Origin of the sequence: Mucilaginibacter xinganensis (assembly GCF_002257585.1) — a bacterium.
In the GTDB taxonomy this organism is placed as follows: Bacteria; Bacteroidota; Bacteroidia; order Sphingobacteriales; family Sphingobacteriaceae; genus Mucilaginibacter; species Mucilaginibacter xinganensis.
The window spans coordinates 3,496,744-3,517,563 of the sequence record NZ_CP022743.1 but is presented as its reverse complement, the minus strand read 5'-3'; the positions used below and the strand labels follow the sequence as shown (position 1 = coordinate 3,517,563).

At 40.3% G+C, this 20,820-nt stretch carries 18 protein-coding genes; 7 read left to right on the top strand and 11 right to left on the bottom strand.

Annotation, left to right across the window (positions count from 1 at the left end):
* Positions 1–15: 15 nt before the first annotated feature.
* The 4 genes from MuYL_RS15415 to MuYL_RS15400 are packed head-to-tail and all read right to left on the bottom strand — an operon-like array spanning position 16 to position 3,821.
* Positions 16–966, bottom strand: coding sequence for a GNAT family N-acetyltransferase (locus MuYL_RS15415; RefSeq protein WP_094571421.1), 951 nt, complete (start codon positions 964–966; stop codon positions 16–18).
* Entirely contained in the window at positions 959–1,966 is a 1,008-nt protein-coding gene (locus tag MuYL_RS15410; RefSeq protein WP_094571420.1) for a polysaccharide deacetylase family protein, read from the bottom strand. Before MuYL_RS15410 ends, MuYL_RS15415 begins: the two co-directional genes overlap by 8 nt.
* A complete protein-coding gene (locus MuYL_RS15405; RefSeq protein WP_094571419.1) occupies positions 1,963–3,132 on the bottom strand; it encodes an amidohydrolase family protein in 1,170 nt (389 codons plus the stop codon). Before MuYL_RS15405 ends, MuYL_RS15410 begins: the two co-directional genes overlap by 4 nt.
* On the bottom strand, positions 3,132–3,821 hold the full coding sequence (locus MuYL_RS15400; RefSeq protein ID WP_157740874.1) for a class I SAM-dependent methyltransferase: 690 nt from the start codon (positions 3,819–3,821) through the stop codon (positions 3,132–3,134). The genes MuYL_RS15405 and MuYL_RS15400 overlap by 1 nt, the downstream gene beginning before the upstream one ends.
* A gap of 311 nt (positions 3,822–4,132) precedes the next feature.
* On the opposite strand from MuYL_RS15400, the gene MuYL_RS15395 reads away from it, so the two are divergent.
* From MuYL_RS15395 to MuYL_RS15375, 5 genes are read left to right on the top strand one after another with little or no spacing between them, the layout of a single operon-like run.
* On the top strand, positions 4,133–5,635 hold the full coding sequence (locus MuYL_RS15395; protein ID WP_094571417.1) for a B12-binding domain-containing radical SAM protein: 1,503 nt from the start codon (positions 4,133–4,135) through the stop codon (positions 5,633–5,635).
* Complete coding sequence (locus MuYL_RS15390; RefSeq protein WP_094571416.1) at positions 5,599–6,387, top strand: class I SAM-dependent methyltransferase; 789 nt, start codon at positions 5,599–5,601, stop codon at positions 6,385–6,387. The genes MuYL_RS15395 and MuYL_RS15390 overlap by 37 nt, the downstream gene beginning before the upstream one ends.
* Before the next feature lie 3 nt (positions 6,388–6,390).
* Entirely contained in the window at positions 6,391–7,437 is a 1,047-nt protein-coding gene (locus tag MuYL_RS15385; protein ID WP_094571415.1) for a radical SAM protein, read from the top strand.
* A gap of 10 nt (positions 7,438–7,447) precedes the next feature.
* On the top strand, positions 7,448–8,908 hold the full coding sequence (locus MuYL_RS15380) for a B12-binding domain-containing radical SAM protein (protein WP_094571414.1): 1,461 nt from the start codon (positions 7,448–7,450) through the stop codon (positions 8,906–8,908).
* Positions 8,908–9,729: an SAM-dependent methyltransferase gene (locus MuYL_RS15375; RefSeq protein WP_094571413.1), complete on the top strand. Its 822-nt coding sequence runs from the start codon at positions 8,908–8,910 to the stop codon at positions 9,727–9,729. The genes MuYL_RS15380 and MuYL_RS15375 overlap by 1 nt, the downstream gene beginning before the upstream one ends.
* Positions 9,730–9,799: 70 nt before the next feature.
* Here the strand turns inward: MuYL_RS15375 and MuYL_RS15370 are convergent, their stop codons facing one another.
* The 6 genes from MuYL_RS15370 to MuYL_RS15345 form a co-directional block, all read right to left on the bottom strand.
* A complete protein-coding gene (locus tag MuYL_RS15370; protein ID WP_094571412.1) occupies positions 9,800–10,762 on the bottom strand; it encodes a hypothetical protein in 963 nt (320 codons plus the stop codon).
* Positions 10,763–10,840: 78 nt separating this feature from the next.
* Positions 10,841–12,106 carry an O-antigen ligase family protein gene (locus MuYL_RS15365; protein WP_094571411.1) on the bottom strand — a complete coding sequence of 422 codons (1,266 nt, stop codon included), beginning with the start codon at positions 12,104–12,106 and terminating at the stop codon, positions 10,841–10,843.
* Positions 12,084–13,211 carry a DUF1972 domain-containing protein gene (locus MuYL_RS15360; RefSeq protein ID WP_094571410.1) on the bottom strand — a complete coding sequence of 376 codons (1,128 nt, stop codon included), beginning with the start codon at positions 13,209–13,211 and terminating at the stop codon, positions 12,084–12,086. The genes MuYL_RS15365 and MuYL_RS15360 overlap by 23 nt, the downstream gene beginning before the upstream one ends.
* Positions 13,208–14,284 (bottom strand): glycosyltransferase family 4 protein, encoded by a 1,077-nt coding sequence (locus tag MuYL_RS15355; RefSeq protein ID WP_094571409.1) that lies wholly within the window; start codon positions 14,282–14,284, stop codon positions 13,208–13,210. Before MuYL_RS15355 ends, MuYL_RS15360 begins: the two co-directional genes overlap by 4 nt.
* 10 nt (positions 14,285–14,294) lie before the next feature.
* Positions 14,295–15,257 carry a glycosyltransferase gene (locus MuYL_RS15350; protein WP_094571408.1) on the bottom strand — a complete coding sequence of 321 codons (963 nt, stop codon included), beginning with the start codon at positions 15,255–15,257 and terminating at the stop codon, positions 14,295–14,297.
* Positions 15,244–16,884 carry a hypothetical protein gene (locus MuYL_RS15345; protein WP_094571407.1) on the bottom strand — a complete coding sequence of 547 codons (1,641 nt, stop codon included), beginning with the start codon at positions 16,882–16,884 and terminating at the stop codon, positions 15,244–15,246. Before MuYL_RS15345 ends, MuYL_RS15350 begins: the two co-directional genes overlap by 14 nt.
* Positions 16,885–17,177: 293 nt before the next feature.
* Here MuYL_RS15345 and MuYL_RS15340 point away from each other — a divergent pair, with 293 nt between their 5' ends.
* A complete protein-coding gene (locus tag MuYL_RS15340; protein ID WP_157740872.1) occupies positions 17,178–18,584 on the top strand; it encodes an oligosaccharide flippase family protein in 1,407 nt (468 codons plus the stop codon).
* On the top strand, positions 18,581–19,789 hold the full coding sequence (locus MuYL_RS15335; RefSeq protein WP_094571405.1) for a glycosyltransferase family 4 protein: 1,209 nt from the start codon (positions 18,581–18,583) through the stop codon (positions 19,787–19,789). Before MuYL_RS15340 ends, MuYL_RS15335 begins: the two co-directional genes overlap by 4 nt.
* Before the next feature lie 4 nt (positions 19,790–19,793).
* Here MuYL_RS15335 and MuYL_RS15330 read toward each other — a convergent pair whose 3' ends face one another.
* A complete protein-coding gene (locus MuYL_RS15330; RefSeq protein ID WP_094571404.1) occupies positions 19,794–20,603 on the bottom strand; it encodes a glycosyltransferase family 2 protein in 810 nt (269 codons plus the stop codon).
* Between the last annotated feature and the right edge of the window lie 217 nt (positions 20,604–20,820).

The window sequence follows — 20,820 nt, the reverse complement described above, 5'->3', positions numbered from 1 at the left end:
ATCAATTATTCGCTTTTAAAAAGTATCTATATCTGCTGATGTGAATTTAATTTTACCTGTTTGCAAATCATCACCTAAAACCTTGAATATTACCGGAAACGAAGGGGTCGAATTAAAGCGCATGGCAAATAAACCGTGCAGCGTTGTACCCGGGGACGTATGAAAATGAATTTGCCTGATGCCAAGCTTTCGGGCCAGTTTTTTTAAAGTGTAGATCATGTCATCGAAATCATCTGGCTGCACTAAAATGTCCCCAATTAAAAGTATTTCGCTAAATTTTATCCATAATAATGAATTGCCTGTTTGAAGAACGCTTGTATTTCCATAAGCTTTATATTTTAAATAGGACTCATCGCGGTAAATACCACCGTAACCGTTTTCAAATACAGAATTACTGATGCCGGTCTGTTTAGAAAAATAATGGGTCAGTGTATGTTGTTGGTATTTGGTATAAAGCTTATTTAGCAGGGGTATTTTACCCATAATCGTCTTGAATGGGAAACTCCCGGCATGGATAATGAAACAATCCATTGTATGGGCCACCTGCCAGTCAAGTTTGTTTACAAAACCGGGGAGTGAATTTTGATTAGGAAACCCAAAAAGCAGCCGGATATTTAAATCACGGCACAATTGAAAAGTAGTAAGTGCGAGTTCAATAAATAAGCCCTTATTTCGATGGTCAGGGTGAGTCATTGTATCTGCTGATTGTGCAGCCAGGATAATTTCCCCGCCACATTTTATAAAACATGGAATCACTGCATAAAAAGCTATGGGAACCCCTTGTGGGTTATACGCCATATATCCGGTGTACCCAATGCCCGTAAATGCGGTGTTGTATTTTTTTGCAAAGTAACCCGGCACAACCTGTTTATTATAAACAATGGTATAGAGTTTTTCGACTTCACTTAAATTCGAGGCATTTAACCGTTCTACTGTGTGCAGGCCATTTTCACGACGGTTACTCATAGCTGCCTTTCACTGTTGCGCACATTTGATTAAAGACGGATATAAAAGGATTTACAGTAAAACGTTCGCGCATAAAAGGATCATCCTTGTCATCCGGCGAATTAAAATCAGTAGCCAGCAGCTGTTTATATCCTGCATTCTTTGCAGCAGCAATAACCTGATGATTATAGGAGCCATAAGGGAACGCAAAGCCGGTTATATTTTTTTCAATAATATTTTCAAGGTATAGCTTTGAAAGTACCAGTTCTTCGGCAGCATCGGTGATATTTATCCGTGCCAGGTCATTGTGGTAGTAGCTATGGGCGCCAATGGTTACGAGGTCAGATGCGGCGAGTGATGCTATCTCAGCGGGTGTCATTTGCTTCCAGTAGTCCTCATCGTTTTTTCGGTTTTTAAATGGAATAATGGAATACAATTGCTTCATTATCTGTCTTTTTTTTTCAAAACCACATCCACGAAGCTCGTCAGCCAGGTTTACACCGTCCACGGTGGAAATATATTTATTAAAGCGATTTTTAACATAATGAGTGTCGCTAACGGTTATTTTTGAAGGGCCGTATTTTCCTGCCATCGCCAAAAAATCATTCCATAAAATGTCATAACCTGCGGCCTGTATCGCTGTGATAAAAAAGGTGGCAGGTATTTGATACTGTTCCAGCAACGGCAACACATACTTATGATTATTTGCAAAACCGTCATCAAATGTTAGGCAGATGTTGAATTTATCTGCACTGAATTTTTGCTGATAATAATCTGCCAGCGAAATAATATTAAAGTGTTTTTTGTAAAATTTAAGGTGGGCCTCAAAAGTTTTCCTGGTGATAAATAACGTGTTTAATTTAAGGTGGTCTTGCCTGCAAATTCCGTGATAAACCATTATCCTGCATCCGCGTGCTTTTTGGTAAAAACGCCTGTAAAATCCCAGCTTATGCCCGATATCGGTCAAAATATACCGCGCTTTTAGATGTGCTTTTGAAGCTATTTTCTGTGGCAGGTTCATATTTGCACCAATTCTTTAGCAGTGACAGGAAAGTTAGCGTCAGGACAGTAATCCCTTATGTTATTAATAAGCGCTGGTAGGTTGCCTTTAACATACTTGCAGGCACCGTCGAGATAAATTTGGCTAAATCCTTTTAAGTCTGTCTCGGGTAGCTGGGGCAATATCAACTTGTCAAACAACCTTATCCCGCCGTTGTGAATAACCATTAAAAGGTCGGTCGGGGTAGTAGAGAAAAAATTATTTAACCCTGTTTGGTTTTCCTGCTGTTTTGCAATAACCAGATCCGCAGCAAGTCCTTCAATAATGCCACCCGAATTTAATTGCCAGGTGCTTGCGGCTGTTTTATTTACACTGTGATAAAGCTCCTCATCACTCAATAATCCCGTCTTTCGCGCTAAGCTCAAGTGCTCCCAAATGTTCCAGCTGCCGGTCAATGTCGAGTCGGTTCCAAACAATATCCTGGTGTGTTTTTTTAACTCATTTATATCAGCAGTTTTGTTCAATAAAAAATAATTCGATTCGGGGCACCATACTAATGCTTCGAATTTCTCAGCCTGCTTTGCCGACATGGCTACCGCATGAACGCCCACCAGTTTTCGTCTGAATAGGTTGAATTTTATAAGCAGATCAATCTCTTCAGATGAGATAGCGTCGATCCCCTCACCGATATGAATATTTACGGGGATCGATTTTTTTACCGGGTTATTTAATTTTCGTCTCCAGTTCTTTTCAAATTGTACAGAGTGTAAACAATGGCTGTTTTCAAAAATGTTGATCAACGGGTTTTTTAAACCGGACCTTTCGCCATGATTAACTACCGTTGTAATACCACATAGCAGGTTTTTATACATGCCCCATTCAGATCGCAGCAAGGCAGGGATTTGGAGTACCGCTGCTATTTCGTTATGGTATTCAGCATGAAGATGTTTTCCCCATTCAGTATAATTATTATAACTTTTATTGCCAAGTTGCGGAAATAGGTTAAAATCCAGGTGATCATGAGAATTCACCAGGCCGGGAAATACTATAGCCTTGTCAAATGAAAATTGATTTTGTTCGTGCGGCATTCGGTCTGAATCAATAGTAATTTCAGCGATCTTACCGTGTTCAATCCGGATATTTACCGGCTTGTTGCTACCAACCATATTTACATTCCGCAGGATCATTAACCCCTCCTGAAATGGATCCCGTAAATGATTGGGAACCCCTTAAATTTATCATAAACATGTAACGCATTTTGCTGCTGGTAATAATGCTTTACCGATTCATCAACCCGCTTCTCAACCTCTGCAGCAACAACGAAATTGCATTTTAAAAGAATCTTTTTGAGGGCATCAACGGGGTGTACAAAGTTTCGTACGGCAATATGTCCGTTATGATGTTTAAAAGTACGTTGCCCGCCTGAAGCCAGCACGTTGGGGTGAAAGTCAGTTATAACGATGTCGCCGGTTGGCTTTAATAAGCGCGACCATGATTGAAGCGCCTCTTCAATGTTTTCAATATGCGCAATGGTAAGGGTAGAAAGGATGACATCGTAACTATCGCCTGGAATCTCTGAAAAACGATTATTTGTAATTGTATGCGCCTTTGCAGCAGGGAATTTTTCTTTTAATTTGTGGAGCATCCCCGGCGATACGTCAAAGCCGGTAAGACTGGCCGGATCCTGATTCAAAATAAAAGGCCAGTGCCGCCCGGTGCCACAGCCAATATCGGCTACATCTTTACCATTTACATCAGCGGAAACGAGGAGTTGGCTGAGCAGCAGTTGATCAAGGTCAAGCATAAGGTTGCCCGGCTGATGATCATAACTATCGGCCCATATATCATAAGCTTCAACTACGGGCCTTTCTTTCACTGCGGAAGGAAAGATGTTTTTTGGAAGATATTTTTTTAGAGACGCTATCAAGTTGGTTTGTGATTTAAACTGTGCCCGCAATTGTTTTGGTATAAAGAATACGTGCAATTGTTTATGATGGTTGCCCGACTATTTATTTGATAAACCAGGCAACCCGGCGTTTTAACGCGGCGTAACTACTATTGAGTAATTGTTAATTGGGGTTAAATTGATTTTGTGTGAATGATTTCTCCGTAAGGGCAATACCGGCGGGATAAAAGCCGCCGGTATTACGGAGAAAGCCCCTTGCTATAAATTGTGAAAAGTTTAAGATGAATAAAATATTATTGTTTAACCCTAAAAGCGCAATCAACAAATACCGCATCCCAAACTCCATTTTAAATATTGCGGCTTCGGTTGAGGGAAAATATGATTGGGTAATAGTTGATGGTAATTGTGAAGCCGATCCTTTAAAAAAAATAGAATCTTATTTAAACACCGGCGAATTCAAATACTTAGGGTTTACAGTAATGCCCGGCCCGCAGTTGCGGCAGGCAATTGTTGCAGCCAAAGCGGTAAAAGAAAGGTTTCCGCATACCACCATGATCTGGGGGGGGTATTTTCCTTCCAACCAGCCCAACGCGGTGCTTTACTCCGGTTATGTCGATTTTATTATCAATGGTCCGGGCGACCATGCTTTTCCTAATCTAATTAATGCCCTGGAGCATGATCAGCCTTTTGAGTTTATAAAAAACCTGATCTACAAAGCGCCTGATGGCAGTATCTCTAAAACAGCTAAGGAAGACCTTATAGACCAGGATTCCTTACCGCCCTTGCCTTATGATAAGCTGGATACCTTTTATCCGGTTACCAAATTTTTGGGAAAGACTTATTTAGGTGAAAAAACACTTGCTTATCATTCCAGTATCGGTTGTCCGTTTACTTGTTCGTTTTGTGCGGTGGTGCCAATTTATGAAGCCCGGTGGAAAGGAAAATCTGCTCAGGCAGTTTATAAAGATGTTAAATACATAAAGGACAAATGGGGTGCTGATGCTATTGAATTTCACGATAACAACTTTTTTGTGTCAGAAAAACGGGCTGTGGAGTTTTCAAGGCTGATGAAGGATGAAAACATGACCTGGTGGGGAATGGCCAGGATTGATACCATGAGCAAGTTTAAAGATTCCTCCCTGGCTGCTATCCGCGAGTCTGGCTGCAAGATCATCTTCTTTGGTGCCGAAAGTGGGAATAATGAAGTGCTGGCACAAATGGATAAAGGCGGAACGCAAACGGGCAACCAGATCATTGAATTTGCCGGGCGCCTCAAAAAATTTGATATCATTCCGGAATATTCATTTGTGTTGGGTACCCCAGCCCCAACGCCTGAAAAAGTACAGGCCCAGATTGATTTTGAGATTGATTTTATTAAGAAAGTAAAACAGGTGAACCCTAAAACCGAGATCATTATTTACACCTACAGCCCTGTGCCTACGGAGGGTTCTGAGATGTATAAACAAGTGCTGGCGAGTGGTTTCAGGTTTCCGCAAACACTTGAAGACTGGATAAGCCCGGCCTGGGAAAGTTTTGACTTGCGGAAAAATCCGCTAACGCCATGGCTTACCCCCGATATGATTGATAAAATAAGAAATTTTGAGACGGTGCTGAACGGGGTTTATCCAACAGTTACTGACATCCGGCTTAACCTGATGAAACGAAAGGCTATCCAATTGATAGCAGCCTTGCGCTACAGGATTAATCTTTATAAATATCCGTACGAAATAAAGCTGCTGCAAAAAGTTTGGAGGTACCGTCAGCCGGAAACGCAGGGATTTTAAAATACACATTAACCGTGGTTGAATATAATACACAAAAGAACGATAAGAAAGCTCCAGGTGATAATTTTGGCGAGCTGTATATTGATGTAAGGTACAAGGAAGGCCGTGTATTATCAGATGGACAGGTTATGTTTTTGCCCGATATTGAGCCAGGACATATGCATTTTAACGAATGGCAGATCAGGAAACGATCATCCCAGAAACTGGTCAATTATCTGAAAATAAAAAACAGGCCATTGGATATTTTGGAGATAGGATGTGGAAACGGCTGGCTTTCATCAAAGCTGGCATCAGTCAGTAATTCGACAGTGATTGGGTTAGATGCTAACGAGCCGGAGATTATGCAGGCAAAAAGAGTTTTTACAAATGAGCGGCTCCAATTTATCCGTAGCAACTTTGAGCCGCAATTTTTTAAAGGGCGGAAATTTGATATCATTTTGTTTGCAGCTGCCATACAGTATTTTCCTTCTTTCAAAAACGCTATTGGCGATGCACTATCATGCTTAAAAAACGGCGGCGAGATTCATATAATAGACAGTAACTTTTATAAGCCAACTGAGATGGTAAATGCTGCAAAACGTACAGCGGCATATTATGCAGAGCTTGGTTACCCGGAAATGGCAGCCCACTATTTCCAGCACTCAATTACGGCGTTACAACCATTCAATTATAAGATCCTGTTTAATCCGGCAAGCCTTGTTAACAGGATAATTAATAAAAATCCCTTTTACTGGATTTTAATCAAACACTGAGATATGAGCCGGCAGTCACTATATGAAACTTATAACAGGTATCGCACTTTAAAAACAAGTGTGATATCGGCGCTGCCGGTTGTTATTTTAATGCCCCACAGCGCCTGTAATTGCCGTTGTGTTATGTGCGATATTTGGAAAGACAACAAAAACCTGAAGCAACTCTGTGAAGCCGATATCGCAGGGTTACTTAACGCACTAAAAAAATTCGGAACACAGCAGGTGCTAATGTCCGGTGGAGAAGCTTTATTAAACGCCAACTTTTTCAGGCTGTGCGGGATACTTAAAACGCAGAAAATTAAAGTCACTTTGCTTACTACCGGCCTTACCATAAAAAAAAATGCTGATGAGTTATTGAGATGGGTGGATGACCTGATTGTTTCGCTGGATGGCGATGAGTTGCTACATGATGCTATCAGAAATATTCCAAATGCATTTTATAAACTTAAAGAGGGGGTTCAATATATTAAAGCTATAAACCCCGGTTACCGGATTACTGCCCGCACCGTCATTCATCGCCTCAATTTCAGGAATTGGGAAGCAATAATTAATGAAGCAAGGGCGATGGGAATTAACCAGGTTAGTTTTTTGCCGGCTGATGTAAGCAGTCATGCCTTTAACAGGCAGATGGCATGGGAGGAGCCGAAGCAACACGAGATCCTGGTATCAGCGAATGAATTATCCCAATTAAAGGAGGTAATAATGCGTATAATCAACAAGGACGATAATTTCACTACAGGTTTTATTGCCGAATCAAAAGAAAAAATCATGGATATTCATCGCTACTATGCAGCTTTTTACGGCTTAAACCCTTTCCCGTTTAAAAAATGTAATGCGCCCTGGGTATCAACGGTGATTGAAGCTGACGGAAATGTACGGCCTTGTTTTTTTCATGAGGTGATCGGCAATATCAGAGATTCATCGCTAGATGTAATTTTAAATAGTGAAACGGCGGTTAATTTTAGAAGAACACTGGACATGAGTAAAAATGCTGCCTGTGTTAAATGTGTATGCTCGTTAAATCTTTCGCCGTTTGCAAAACTCGCATAATTAAAAAAGTATGAAACGCATCTTATTTTCACACTCTTACTTTTTACGTTTTGATCCTAAGCAATGGGCTTTAGGGCAACCTTACCCGCCTTTGGGAACAATATATGCTGCTGCTTTAATGCGTAATAACAGTTATGACGTATCCCTTTTCGATACCATGTTTTGCAGCCATCCTGATTCAGTGAAAAACGAGTTGAGAAAAAGCAAACGGGACTTTTTTGTTTTGTACGATGATGGCTTTAACTACCTCACAAAAATGTGCCTTACCAATATGCGCGAGGCGGCATTTAGCATGTGTAAAATTGCCAAAGCCGAAGGTTGCACTATAATTGTTTCGAGTTCTGACTCAACCGACCGCTATGAGCAATATTTAAATGAAGGTGCTGATTTTGTAATAATAGGAGAGGCTGAGCATACTTTGCTGGAGCTTACGGATCATCTTTCAGCCGGTTTAAACGATTTTAATTCGATAAGAGGATTGGCCTTTATTAAAGATGGTAATATTGTTAAAACACCAGGCAGGCCTGTATTAAAGGAATTGGACCAATTACCCTTACCCGCATGGGATCTGGTGGACATAAATGCCTACCGGGAAATGTGGCTGAAACATGCGGGGTATTTTTCATTAAATATGAGCACTACCCGTGGCTGTCCTTTTAAGTGCAACTGGTGCGCCAAGCCAATTTACGGCAATCGTTACAACTCAAGGAGCCCGGAAAATGTGTTAGCTGAAATCAAGATGTTAAAAGCTAACTTCCAAATGGATCACATTTGGTTTTGTGATGATATTTTTGGACTTAAACCCGGTTGGGTACAGCAACTTGCTGTACTGCTGCAACAGGAGAATATAAAAATTAGATTCAAAATTCAGTCGCGTGCAGACCTGCTGGCGGATGAAGCGACAGTGCAGGCGCTGGCTGCATCCGGATGTGAGAATGTTTGGATCGGTGCAGAAAGCGGCTCGCAGAAGGTCCTTGATGCTATGGATAAGGGAATTATGATAGCGCAGATTCGGGAGGCTACTCAATTGATGAAAGAGAACGGTATTAAGCCTTCGTTCTTTATTCAGTTTGGCTATCCTGGTGAACTTAAAGAAGATATTCGGCTTACAATTAACATGATTAATGAACTTTTGCCTTTTGAAATAGGGATTTCTGTTTCTTATCCTTTACCCGGAACATCGTTTTATGAAAAAGTAAAGGCTGATCTGAAGAAAAAGACCAACTGGACGGATTCCGACGAAATGGCGCTGATGTTCAGTAACACATTCCCGCCGTCGTACTATAAACAGCTTCATAAATACGTACATCAGAACTATCACAAGCATCTGGCAAAGAATAGCCTTGTAAACCTGCTGAACAATCCATTTAGCGTTGATATCAAAAGCATAAGGAAAGCTGTTTCAATGCTGTATCATGCGCCTGCAACTTTAATTGAAGGGATAAAACTTAAAAAGTTGGAGGAGGCCTGATGGACAATAAAGGGGGAGCTATTATGGAACAACAGGCGTCATTGGCTTTTACTGCCCAATCGCCGGTTTTTGATGAGCTCTATTCCGGTAACACCATTATTAAATATAAACGGGAGCGCGTTAGGAGCCATGTTTTAAAGTTTTTAAAACCTGGAGGCACTATACTTGAACTAAACAGCGGTACAGGCGAGGATGCATTATTTTTTGCTGGAAACGGTTATCACGTTCATGCTACAGATATCTCCGCAGGCATGCAAAACGAGCTGAAAAGGAAAGTGGCGTTGGCCGGCCTGCAGGAGCGCATAAGCGCAGAAATATGTTCTTATACGCAACTGGATCAGTTGAAAAATAAGGGCCCGTTTGATCATGTTTTCTCTAATTTTGCGGGATTAAATTGTACGGATCAGCTGGATATAGTGTTATCGTCGTTTAACGGCCTGCTGAAACCTGGCGGGACGTTAACACTGGTTATCCTGCCCAAATTCTGCCTGTGGGAAACACTAATGGTATTTAAAGGTAAGTTTCGTACCGCTTTCCGGCGGTTTTTTAGTAACGATGGCAGCAGCGCACACATTGAAGACGTTTGTTTTAAATGCTGGTATTATAACCCATCTTTTGTTATAAATCAGTTAAGAGATCAGTTCAGCCTTTTGGGGATTGAAGGACTATGTACCATTGTGCCGCCATCATATATGGAGGGGTTTGCTGAAAAGCATCCGTCCGTTTACCGGTTCTTGAAAACAAAGGAAGATAAGCTGAAAGGCTCATGGCCATGGAAATTCATAGGCGACTACTATATCATCTCCTTAAAGAAAAGATAAACCTGTTATACTCCCCCAAATAAATATCGCGCTCAATGTCCTGCGTTAAGATGGCAATTTGTAAAGATAATTACCTTAAATGTGCAACAGTATTTTCATAGGTTTGTAAAACCTTATCCACCCTACATTGGTATCTCCCCAATAATTTATTTTGGAAGTTTTCGGGGTCAGGTTTTGCAAAATGCTTACCGGTATCCATTCCCATAATAATACCATGGCTGTTTAGTTTTTTTTGCTGCGTCTTTTTTTGCCACCTGCCACTGGTGATTTTCATTAGCATATCGTCAAGCCTGCAACCTGCTGCGTTGTTAAATAAGGCTTCCAAAAGACGTTTCAAATAAACGTATTTTACCGGTTTTGCAGAAGCAATCCTCATGGTTTTGTTAGGCAGGTAATCTCTTGTCCACGCGTTTTTTGCGTAAAATTTTTCAAATATCAAATCGCCCTGCAATGGTATTAAGGTGGCGATTTCTATTGCGGTATAAATATTTTTTTCTGCAATTTCCAGGTTATGCTCATCTATGTAATAATTCATGCAAAACAGGTGCTCTTTGTTTGCCAAAAAAGTAAGCTTTTTAAAGCAGTGCATTAAGGTACGCGCTATCCAAAGTTTGTTTTCGGCTGTAATTATAAAAAGGTCAATGTCGGAATGGTCATCTGCAAAATTCTTTGACAAAGACCCCGAAATAGCTATGCCGCGTACAAAAGGAAAACGAATCAGGAAGTTTCCAACTTTTTCGGCTGTCTTGATTAATTCGGCTGCTTTTTTGTTTCCCCCATTTCTGCGAATAACCAGGTTATGTTCGTTTTTTAGTGTGTAAAATTTATCAAACCGGTATATTATTTCGCAATTCAGCAGGGATTTTAAAGCTTCTTCAAAAACGTTAAAGTCGTACTTGTTTTTCAGGAACAGGAAGATTTCCGCGCGTGACAAAGGATAGTCAAACAGGTCAAAATAAGCGAGGGTCTCTAATATATTTTCTTTAATCACAAACAAGCTCTTGTTAATTGATGTGTAGGGATGATGTTGCATTTGCAGGTTATATTAAAAGAAAAGCTTTATAATAATGACGGGTTAATTAACGTGTTGGTTGCCAGCGTTGGCAAATATTTATAGCGATTTTAATGACTTTGAATTTAGCTTCGGTACCTGGGTAGAGAAAATAAAAAAGGCGTAAAAAAATGCGTAGTAAAAGATCCCTTTATCAACGTCGAGTAAGTTTTCTGAAAAGGAAACCGTTGTAATAATCAATAGAAAAGTGATAAAGAGGAGGTCTCTGTTCTGAAACGAAAGTTTGAGTCCGAATGCCAGTACAGCAATGTAAATAATTAAGCCTATGATGCCCGATTTGATCAGGAAACTTAAATACTGATTATGGGCGTTAAGGTTGTTAAGGAATGAATTATATAGTTTGCTGTTGAAAAACTTTTCGTGTAAAAGGGGTAGTTCAGAACCTGTTCCATGACCCTGTAGGGGGCTGCTTTCTATCAGTTTAACGATGACCTTCCATCTGGCTAACCGTGAATCTAAAACGTCATTCGGCTTTGCAGGGGATAGATCAGTGGCTAGCTCAGTAATGTAGCGTTCCCTGAACGTATTTGACAATAATATGCCCGTAAATGCCAAAAGTGAAAGCAACGCAGCCGCTAACACAAATCGACGACGTTTTATTCCTTTTAATAAAGTGAATGGAACAATGATATTAATAACAATAAGCAGTGCAACGCATACCGACTTTGAACTGAGCTGGATAATTCCGCCTGTGAGCAGAAGGCAGCAACACAAATAGACTAACTTATTGCGAAGTGCTTTTTCCTTTATCAATAATGACAGCAGGAATACCAATGATAAGGCAACCTGCATGGAGAAAAAGGTAGCATGCATATTTATCGGTTCCGAAAAATTGTGATTGGCAAAAAAACTTGAAAACAGCATAGAAACAGGTAACTTATAGTACCTGATGGTGATTAACGCATTGACATAGAGGTATAAAATAACTGCGGTACAAACCAGCGAAAAAAATAACATTAAGTTGGGTCTGTATTTTTTCAGGTCGAGCGGATTAATGCAAAATAGTATGGGAACAATAAATATGATTACACGCCGTCCCAGTTCGGTAAATGCAGGCTTGGTGTCGACGGTATAAGTAATACAGATTAGCGTTAAAAAGAACACTGATTGCAATACCAGTGTCTTTAAGGTGAATATTGACCTGATGGAATTTTTATTGAGGTGGATTAAACTGTGAATGCTAAAACTTATTAAAATAAGGTGGCTGTAAAACATGTCAAACGGCAGCGAGGCCATTAACAACAGCAGGTGATAATAGCTTATTTTATTAGTGAGTGTATCATCAATCCTGAATAATTCGTTCATAGTTTGAATTATTATGACACTCAATAATAAATTGTTCGTATTGGTCGATGATCTTCTCCCAGTTAAACTGGAATTTGATTTTATGCAGGTTATTGCTCACCATCGCCCTTTCAGGCGCTGTTCTTTGTACGGTTTCAACAATATTCCTTACTTCTTTGGCATTCGAGAAGTAAAATGCATCCGCATTTAGTACTGATTTATTAAAGGGATTGTTGTGGGCGGCAATTAGCGCCTCGCTTGCCATCGCCTCTAACAGGGAGGGGTTGGTGCCCCCAACACTGTGACCATGAAAATAAAGATAGGAGTTGTTTTGAAGGGCCCGCACTTTACCGGTATCAAAGATGGACCCCTTGAATTCAATACGCTCATCGTTTTTAAACTTGTGGGTAATGAATTTTCCAAACCTGTTTCCGGTGTCGCCTAATACTTTGAATTTTCTGTGAGAACTGCTGTTATTAAAGCCTTCCAATATGGTTTCAATATTATTTTCAGGCTCCATACGGGCCATCAATAAAAAGTAATCTTCCTTCAGGGCTTCCCTGGTATGCACTTGTTCACGCTCCGCTTCCGAAAACAGGTCGGCCCCGTAAGGAATATATTTGCTATTGATGTTGTATTTTTCGTTAAGGTATGTTTTAATCACCATTGAATCGGAGATGTAGAACTGGCTGTACTTTACTGCTAATTTTTCGGCATACTTTAAAAATTTTTGAACTTGTGGCGAGTACTTGGATCTTTTCCATTCCAGCCCGTCCATATTGGTAATAATGGTGCTTTTTGGAGGATATAATTTGCCCCAAACAGAACTGCTGGTATAACCCATTATTAAAATGGCGTCAAAATTCCTTTTTCGGGCATCCAGCAAACAATTTAAGTCGTAAACAAATTGCCCTGCCGTGCCAATCAAATACTCGGGATCAAAGCAATGCCTTATTTGAACCCCGTTCCAACTGGCTTCTTTGTACGGATGGTTATGGGAATTGTAAACGGTAACAGCATGTCCCCGTTTAACCAATCCCTCTGAAACATATTCTGAGATATGCTCAAAGCCTCCATAGTAATTTGGAACGCCCCGTGTACCTAATATTGCTATTCTAAGTTTCATGCTATAGCTGCTAATTGATATGCCTTTAATGTTTGGACTGCTGCCTGTTTCCAAGTGTAGTTATTTAGTATTCTTTCCAGTAAATCGTTATTAAAAGGTGCCACACTTGCTTCTTCCACCGCCGCCAGTAAACTTTCCGGGCTTGATGGATCGCAGTAAACTGCGTCGTTACCAAAATAGTCCCGGGTGTCGCCTTTATCAGTTATTACTATGTTACACCGCATAACGGTTGCCTCAATAGAACTTAAACCTGTAGTTTCAAACCAGCTTGGTAAAATGTGGACTTTAGCCAGCTGGTAATAGCTCAATAAAACCGGCTGCGGAATGCGATCAAGAAATATGATGTTGTCCGCCGCTGCGGTTCGGCACTGCTGGTAGTATTCCTGTTGATTGGGCGCTGGTGCGCCAATTACTACCAACTTAAAGCGGCTGTTATTTAAAGCCTTAATTAAATTAAGCTGGTTTTTGCGGCCTTCAATCCTTGCCACGCAGATTACCAGGTTGTTGTCTTTTTGCAGGTGCGGGTTAAACGGGAATTTTTCCGGGTTAATGCCGTTGGGGATAATGGTATAGTTAACCTTGCAGGGATAGCTTTGCCGGACGCGTTTATACTCTGATTCTGAATTTGGAAGCACCATATCGGCCCGCTTTAGTATTTCTATAATACTTTTTCGCTGACCTTTCCACAGGTAATCAATGCTGGATAAATGATCTTTCCCCAACAGCCAGCGTGCAACGGTTTTAAGGTACTCGACGCTATCAGCCGGCAAAAGGGTAAATAATGCTCCCAAACCTTTGCGGTTGTGTTTATAGTAATCGCCGTAAGTACACAATATGGTAGAGATTACGAATGGTTTTTTGGCCATTTTGCTGTGGTGCAGGATATCTGCCGGCCTTATCAGGTTGAAAAAATGCAAAAGATCATATTCCTCATAAGGAATTATCTCCTTTGATAGCAGGATATCAACCGTAACGCCAAGGCCCGTCAATTGGCGCGCGGTTTGTATCACCTGCACAGTATCGCCACCGGGCACGGTATATAATGTAGATCTTGCTATAAAGGCTACTTTCATTGTTATGCAATTAAAATTTGCCCTGGCTAATATTATGCAACCAGGTTATAAATCTTTCGGGGAAATAGCTTACGGTGTAAATCAAATAGTTATCCAGACGGAGCGGATGTAGACTGATGGCTCTTACAATATTTAGCCTCGCTTTTTCAGGCTGGTAATTATTGAGCAGAAATTTTTTGCCGCACAGCGCATAGTAGGCTCCATGTTTGATTTTAGCAGAGTATTGCTTCCCGCCGATCTGGTAAAGTTCATTTCCTTCGGCCTCAGTAATCATCTTGTTTTTTAATGTTGAATACTTAATTGACCGGAATTTACGAGTTCGCCATTTTTCATCAATCGTGATCGATTCAGGGTTTAAGCGTACCTTTATAAGGGCCTGCGATAAATTGCAGGCCTTTTCATTTTTTAAGATGTTTACCCATAAAAAATGGTCCTCGTAGGTATAGGCGTGTTCGTTATAACCACCATTTTTAACAACAGCATCTTTCTTGTAAAATACACTGGAGTGGATAAATGGACATATCGTGTATTTTAATTGTTGGATCTCTTCATTTAAGTGTCCTTCGGGATGGTGGGTGAAAATGTAATGGCCATCGGCATCGATATAGTCAACCGCTGAACCGATAATCGTGTACTCAGGGAAGGAAGTGATAAAATCATACTGGATTTTGAGGCGATTGGGCAGGCAAACGTCGTCGGCGTCAAACCTGGCAATGTAGTTGGCCCGGGCATGAGCGAGTCCTGTATTTAAGGCAGATGAAACGCCCAGGTTTTCCTGGCTGATCAATATAATCCGGGGATCATTGAACGAGCGGACTATTTTTTCGGTGTCGTCTGTAGATCCATCATTAATTATTAAAAACTCAAAATCTGTGAAGGACTGCTCCAAAACCGACTTGATAGCTTCGCGGATATATTTTCCGGCATTAAATGCAGGCATTAAAACGGTAACCTTCGGATTAGGCAGATCCATAATTTAATTGCGATTTGTTAGTGGTTTCTTTGATATTGAGTAACAGCAGGAGTTCAAAAAATACAATTACAGACAGTTGCTCAAACCAATAGTCGGTAAAAAACAGCATCAATAAGATCAGCAGCAATGGCAGCCCATAAGTGAGCGTTTTATAGTATTTGGCAAAAAAACCGGCATAATAAAAAGTAAATAACAGCAGGCCCAATAAACCGTATTCGGCTATTAATTGGTCATAAACTGAATAGGGGCTGTTCGTTAGTGAGCGTAGTCCGGCGGTTTTACTAAAAAAGTACAGATAGATATCAAGGTGATTTGTTAAAAAATCGTTGCTGATATAAGTATGTTTTACAGGGTATCCCCCGGCTATTCCGAAACTGGTAGTTCTGAAGGCCAGCTTGGACGAAAAATTACCGATTCCATCGCCGGTGAATATTTTAGCGGGGTGTTGTTTAAGAAATAAGGCGGTTTGTATAAAGGTGAGTATTTTACCAGGCGAAGATGGTTTATACTCCCGGGCAGATAAATGCAATTTTTCTTTGTGCTCATCAATAAAGCTTAACAATCGTCGTTGCTCAGTAGTTGTATCTGTTGCTTTTTGATAGGGTAGCAAATTTATATCAGGCGTATCAATAATTATCCTGCCCATTCCCGCTTTTGGAAGCGCGGCCAGCGCTGGTTTTAATTTAACCCTTGTTGTGGTTAAATTTCCAATACTATCCAGGTAGTGCCTTGCAAACTTTTGCCGCGTTTCTTCGAGGGAAGGAACGTTGCTACAAACTATCGGTACAGAAGTTTTAGAAAGCGCCGGATTGGGGGGGTGGATAGCGTCTTTAAATGTTTCGCCGATATAACGGTCGTTTTGAGGCGAAATCTTCGCCATAAAAACCACAAGCAGCATCACACATATTACAATAAGGCTCTTTTGATTGCGGCTGGTCCTGAAAACAAAGAGCAGTGCAAGTGTGAAAATTAACGCCATATTAATGAAGTTGCTGCCGGTAAACAGCAACACAACCATGCAAACAAAAATCATGGGGGTGTTTTTTCGCGTGAGGAAATAAATAACCCCAAAGGCATTTAAAGCCGCATTGGTGGTGGAGGTGTCAAAAGTTAAACCTTTGATATAGTCGCCGGTACCTATAAAATATTTTTGATGATCTCCCTGGTACCTGAACGGATTAATGGCACCCGTTTCGAATACAATTGCGGCGAAGTTGCCGAATGAGAAAATTGCGTTAGCAATAAAAAACACGAGGATGGTGCGGTGGATGATTTCGGTGTCATTAACCTCCACTGCCAGTTTAACCTGGTGAATAGCCAGCAAACTAAGTATCCAAAACCCCATGCCCATAAAAAAAGTAAGCAGGTAGTTTGGATTCCCATATCCCCGGTTAATTACCAGGTCAATTAGTGGTATGGCAAGTATCAGCAGGTAAAAAAGCGGTAACCTTGAATTTTTAAAGCTAAAGCCGAACTTAAAATCGAATCTAAGCAGGTAAACCAGGATGATAGCAAAAATTTTTACGCCTAATTTTACATCTAAAAACAGCATCAAAAACAATAGTAATTTCCAATCTACCTGGTTTATCACCTTTTTAAAATTAAAATCAGCAATACTGTTAAACATTCGTAATCAATTAATCAACCGGTAAAAAACAGCCAATTTTTCTGCTGCTTTATAAAAGTAATTACTGCTTTAAAATTGAAAGGGTTGCCTGTGATGAGGCATAAAAAGGCTGTTTTATTGAATAAATACAATCAGCAGTATCTTCATCTTTATGCCTTTAAAAACTATTTTAGGGTAAAGGCAGCCAAAATGGCTTATGGTACGTAACCAGTATGGATATAAGGCGGCAAGGAAAAAGATTATACTAAATTTGATTAAACCTAAAATAGATAGCATTGGTTAAGAATAGGCTCTTGGTAAAGATTTTCTCGTCGGGGTTACAGGCAATTTCAGTCCAGCTTCTTGGCGCTTTGTTCTTTTATTTTATTTCAATTTTTATTTCAAAAGATGAGTTTGGAATAATAAGCTGGACAAATGCCGCATCTGTTTTTATCACCACGTTGCTCGGTTTCGGCCTGGAGCAGGTTGTGGTACGGCGCATAGCAGCTTCACAACGATCAGACTGGGCGGCAGCAGCTTTTTTTTTGCATTCGCTTACAGCTTTCTTAATTACCTTTTTGTTCCTGTTGTTACTTAATAACATGGTTAAAAGCCATGCGGCAATTTACAGGCAATTGCCCTGGTTCTTTTTAGCGCAGGGGCTGGTGTTTTTAGGCGTACCATTGAAACAGTTTTTAAATGCAAAGGAACAATTTACCCCATACGGTATAATTGCTGTGGTAAGTAATATTTGTAAAATAGCGGCGGCCTGGCTTTTAATGATTGAAGGGGAGTTACATTTAAAAACAGTTTTAATTATACTTATTTGTACGGCTTTGTTTGAGTTGACTGGTCTGGCGATCTATCTTTTAACCAAAACGGATTTTAGTTTTAAATTTCATTTTAATGCCTATACCAAATTAGTTAAAGAGTCTGCCGCGCAATATGTTTCGGTTGTTTTTGATATCAGCCTTTCGCGGATGGATTGGATCTTGCTGGGGATAATGGCTGGCAGCAGCGTTTTGGCTGATTATAGTTTTGCATACCGGGCATACGAATTGGCCAGGCTCCCTATGCTGATTTTAGCGCCGTTGATCTTACCGCGTTTTTCCAGGTTGTTATCCTTAAATACTAAAATTGAAAGTGAATATCAACAGTATCTCAACTCGTTTTATATCGTTGAGATGTTTTTTGCTGCTGGTATTCCACTTATATTAAATATTTTGTGGGTGCCATTGCTCGGCATGTTAACCAATGGCAAATATGGGGTGTCAAATTCGTGGGAGTTTTTAATATTATCGCTTTGCATTCCCCTGCAATTCTTCATTAATATGCTTTGGTCGTTAAGTTTTGCCGCAAAAAAATATAAGGCTGTTTCGTATATCACCGTTACCTGCGCAATAACCAATATCCTTTTAAATTTAATCCTCATCAGCAAGTGGGGTGGGTTAGGGGCATCTGTCGCATTTTTCGCTACCACTGTTTTACAGGGTGGCTTATATTTCAGGCTTGTTCGCAGAGATATTATAAGCATATCCTTACGACCGATAATTGTTTTTGCCGGAGCCGCTGTAATTGTTTCTTTGGTTACAACCGGTCTTCATCTCCATTTCCTGGTTCAGTTGGCGGTTGCATTGGTTTTATACCTTGTTTTATGCGTTGCGTTAAAGTTGGTTAACAAACAGCATCTTTATAATTTTAAGCACTTACTCTCAAAATGAACATATTATACCTGTGCGATGAATACCCGCCCGGTAAACATGGCGGAATAGGAACTTACGTAAGCCTAATAGCCCGGCAAATGGTAAAACTGGGGCATAGCGTAACGGTAGCTGGTTTATACAGCCCCGGCTATGGCGGCGAAGATGAATTTGAGGACGAAGGTGTAAAGGTATACCGGTTTAGAAGGGGCTTTGACTATAAATTATTCGGTAATGAAACGTCGTTCCTGGCCCGAATTGGAATTCGCCTGTTGAAGGATTCCGGATTGATGGACCGGGATATTAAAAAAAATCTGCTCTCCTATAAAAATAAACTGGAAGCATTAATCAGCAGCCATCATATCGATATAATTGAAATGCCTGACTATAATGACTATATTAGGTTTTGCAACATTTATATCCCGTTTCCAAAGCTGCCGGTGCCAATAGTTATTAAGTTAAATGGCTCATTAACTTACTTTGCACAAGAAGCAGGTAAAAGCTTGCCGGCGCATGTTAAAGAAATGGAACAAGCCATTTTTGAGCAGGCGGCTGCAATATCCTCCGCAAGTAAATATACCGCTGAAAAAACGACTGCCTGTTTCTCTTATCCCAATAAAATCAGCGTTATTTACAATGGTATTGCAACAGATTTGCCCTATCGTAATCTTCCCAAAAAAGAGCAACAGGTTATATTTACAGGTACCCTGGTTGAAAAAAAAGGGATCTATCAGTTGGCCAAAGCCTGGAATATTGTCAATAAAAATATGCCCGACGCCAGGCTGATGATTTTGGGGAAAGGCTCAAGCCAAGAGGTAAGTTCTTACCTAAGCAATGAGGCGAAAGGTTCGGTGTCGTTTTTGGGGCATGTTGCTGCTGGCAAATTGTATGAATATTTATCGGCTTCTGTAGTAAGTGTTTTTCCATCTTATGCAGAAGCATTTTCTTTGGCGCCACTGGAAGCAATGGCATGCAGAACTGCAGTTATCAATTCAAACCGGAGTTCGGGCCCTGAACTAGTTGACGACCGGATAAACGGATTGCTTGTAAATCCGGATGATGTGGACCAGATTGCATCTGCTATAATATATCTTTTAAAAAATCCGGATGTTTGCGAAAGATTGGCAAGAGCGGGTAATGAAAAAGTTCAAGATCAATTTGAAATCACGAAGATAGCGGCTAAAACCATCCTTTTTTATGGTGAGGTATTAAACAAAAAGGAATGATTTTCTATGCGGTTTTGTATTCTACAACAAGGTCGTTTTTAACCAATTCTGTTTGGTTTACCGGAAGGTTTTCTATCTGGCTCAAAAAAAGATATTTACGCCTGGTGTTTTTCATAATAGTTGCAGCAATAACCCAGCCTGCGCGACCATCCAGAAAACCGAGGGAAAAAATATAATTCTTAAGAAACCCGAAAATAGGCGAGAAGTAAAGCTTCACTATCCCGGCCTTTTTTCCGTCCCTGAAATATTTTTCAGCACTTAGTTTTGCATAGTAGCTGCATTTAAGGTCAAATTCGCCGGCGCCTTTTGCAGAATAGTGGTGGATATGGCCTTTGATTTTTTTCTTCCGTACATATTTGGGCAAGGTTAATTTTTCGTGGATCAATGTTTCTGACCATTTTACCAGTTCGCGGTTAAACAGGCGGATATGATGGTCCCTTCCCCAGCTTCCAAAACGAATAAGTTTACCACCAAAGTGCGATCTGAATTTTATATCATAAACGACATTTTTATCCTTAAAGTTTAAATTTTGAATAGCGGATATCAGCCCATCATCAGGAACTTCGTCAGCATCGATACTTAAGATCCAGTTATACCTGGCTTCATCTGCCCCTTTGTTTTTATTGGCGCCGTAGCCTTCCCACGTTTTTTTGTAAACACGGCAACCGCTATTCGTGGCCGCGTGTAGTGTGTCTTCCTCAGGGCCATTATAAATAATTATAACATCATCAGTGATCTTCCTGGCATTTTCAATACAGCCCTCAATTATATCAGCCGTACTTTTAGCAATAATAACAACAGAAACCGGAACCATTTAGTTAAATTTAAATGCCTTTTAGCAAGTGTATCTGTAAATTATATCGCGCATTTAAATCAAATGGTTGCCTTTAGTAAAGAAATTTAATTTGGTGCCTCGAAATTGCAGTGCAAATAGCTGGTTTTAATGACTTTACAGTGGGTATTGGTGTTGTGTTTAATTAATTGATAATGAGTTGTTTATTTTGTTTGTTATTTTTTTTATACAGGCAAGG

Coding starts and splice junctions, on each gene's coding strand:
- MuYL_RS15365 (WP_094571411.1), bottom strand. CDS start 12,106: ATGAACGAATTATTCAGGATTGATGATACACTCACTAATAAAATAAGC.
- MuYL_RS15330 (WP_094571404.1), bottom strand. CDS start 20,603: ATGGTTCCGGTTTCTGTTGTTATTATTGCTAAAAGTACGGCTGATATA.
- MuYL_RS15405 (WP_094571419.1), bottom strand. CDS start 3,132: ATGATCCTGCGGAATGTAAATATGGTTGGTAGCAACAAGCCGGTAAAT.
- MuYL_RS15395 (WP_094571417.1), top strand. CDS start 4,133: ATGAATAAAATATTATTGTTTAACCCTAAAAGCGCAATCAACAAATAC.
- MuYL_RS15375 (WP_094571413.1), top strand. CDS start 8,908: ATGGACAATAAAGGGGGAGCTATTATGGAACAACAGGCGTCATTGGCT.
- MuYL_RS15345 (WP_094571407.1), bottom strand. CDS start 16,884: ATGTTTAACAGTATTGCTGATTTTAATTTTAAAAAGGTGATAAACCAG.
- MuYL_RS15410 (WP_094571420.1), bottom strand. CDS start 1,966: ATGAACCTGCCACAGAAAATAGCTTCAAAAGCACATCTAAAAGCGCGG.
- MuYL_RS15335 (WP_094571405.1), top strand. CDS start 18,581: ATGAACATATTATACCTGTGCGATGAATACCCGCCCGGTAAACATGGC.
- MuYL_RS15385 (WP_094571415.1), top strand. CDS start 6,391: ATGAGCCGGCAGTCACTATATGAAACTTATAACAGGTATCGCACTTTA.
- MuYL_RS15355 (WP_094571409.1), bottom strand. CDS start 14,284: ATGAAAGTAGCCTTTATAGCAAGATCTACATTATATACCGTGCCCGGT.
- MuYL_RS15370 (WP_094571412.1), bottom strand. CDS start 10,762: ATGCAACATCATCCCTACACATCAATTAACAAGAGCTTGTTTGTGATT.
- MuYL_RS15415 (WP_094571421.1), bottom strand. CDS start 966: ATGAGTAACCGTCGTGAAAATGGCCTGCACACAGTAGAACGGTTAAAT.
- MuYL_RS15360 (WP_094571410.1), bottom strand. CDS start 13,211: ATGAAACTTAGAATAGCAATATTAGGTACACGGGGCGTTCCAAATTAC.
- MuYL_RS15350 (WP_094571408.1), bottom strand. CDS start 15,257: ATGGATCTGCCTAATCCGAAGGTTACCGTTTTAATGCCTGCATTTAAT.
- MuYL_RS15380 (WP_094571414.1), top strand. CDS start 7,448: ATGAAACGCATCTTATTTTCACACTCTTACTTTTTACGTTTTGATCCT.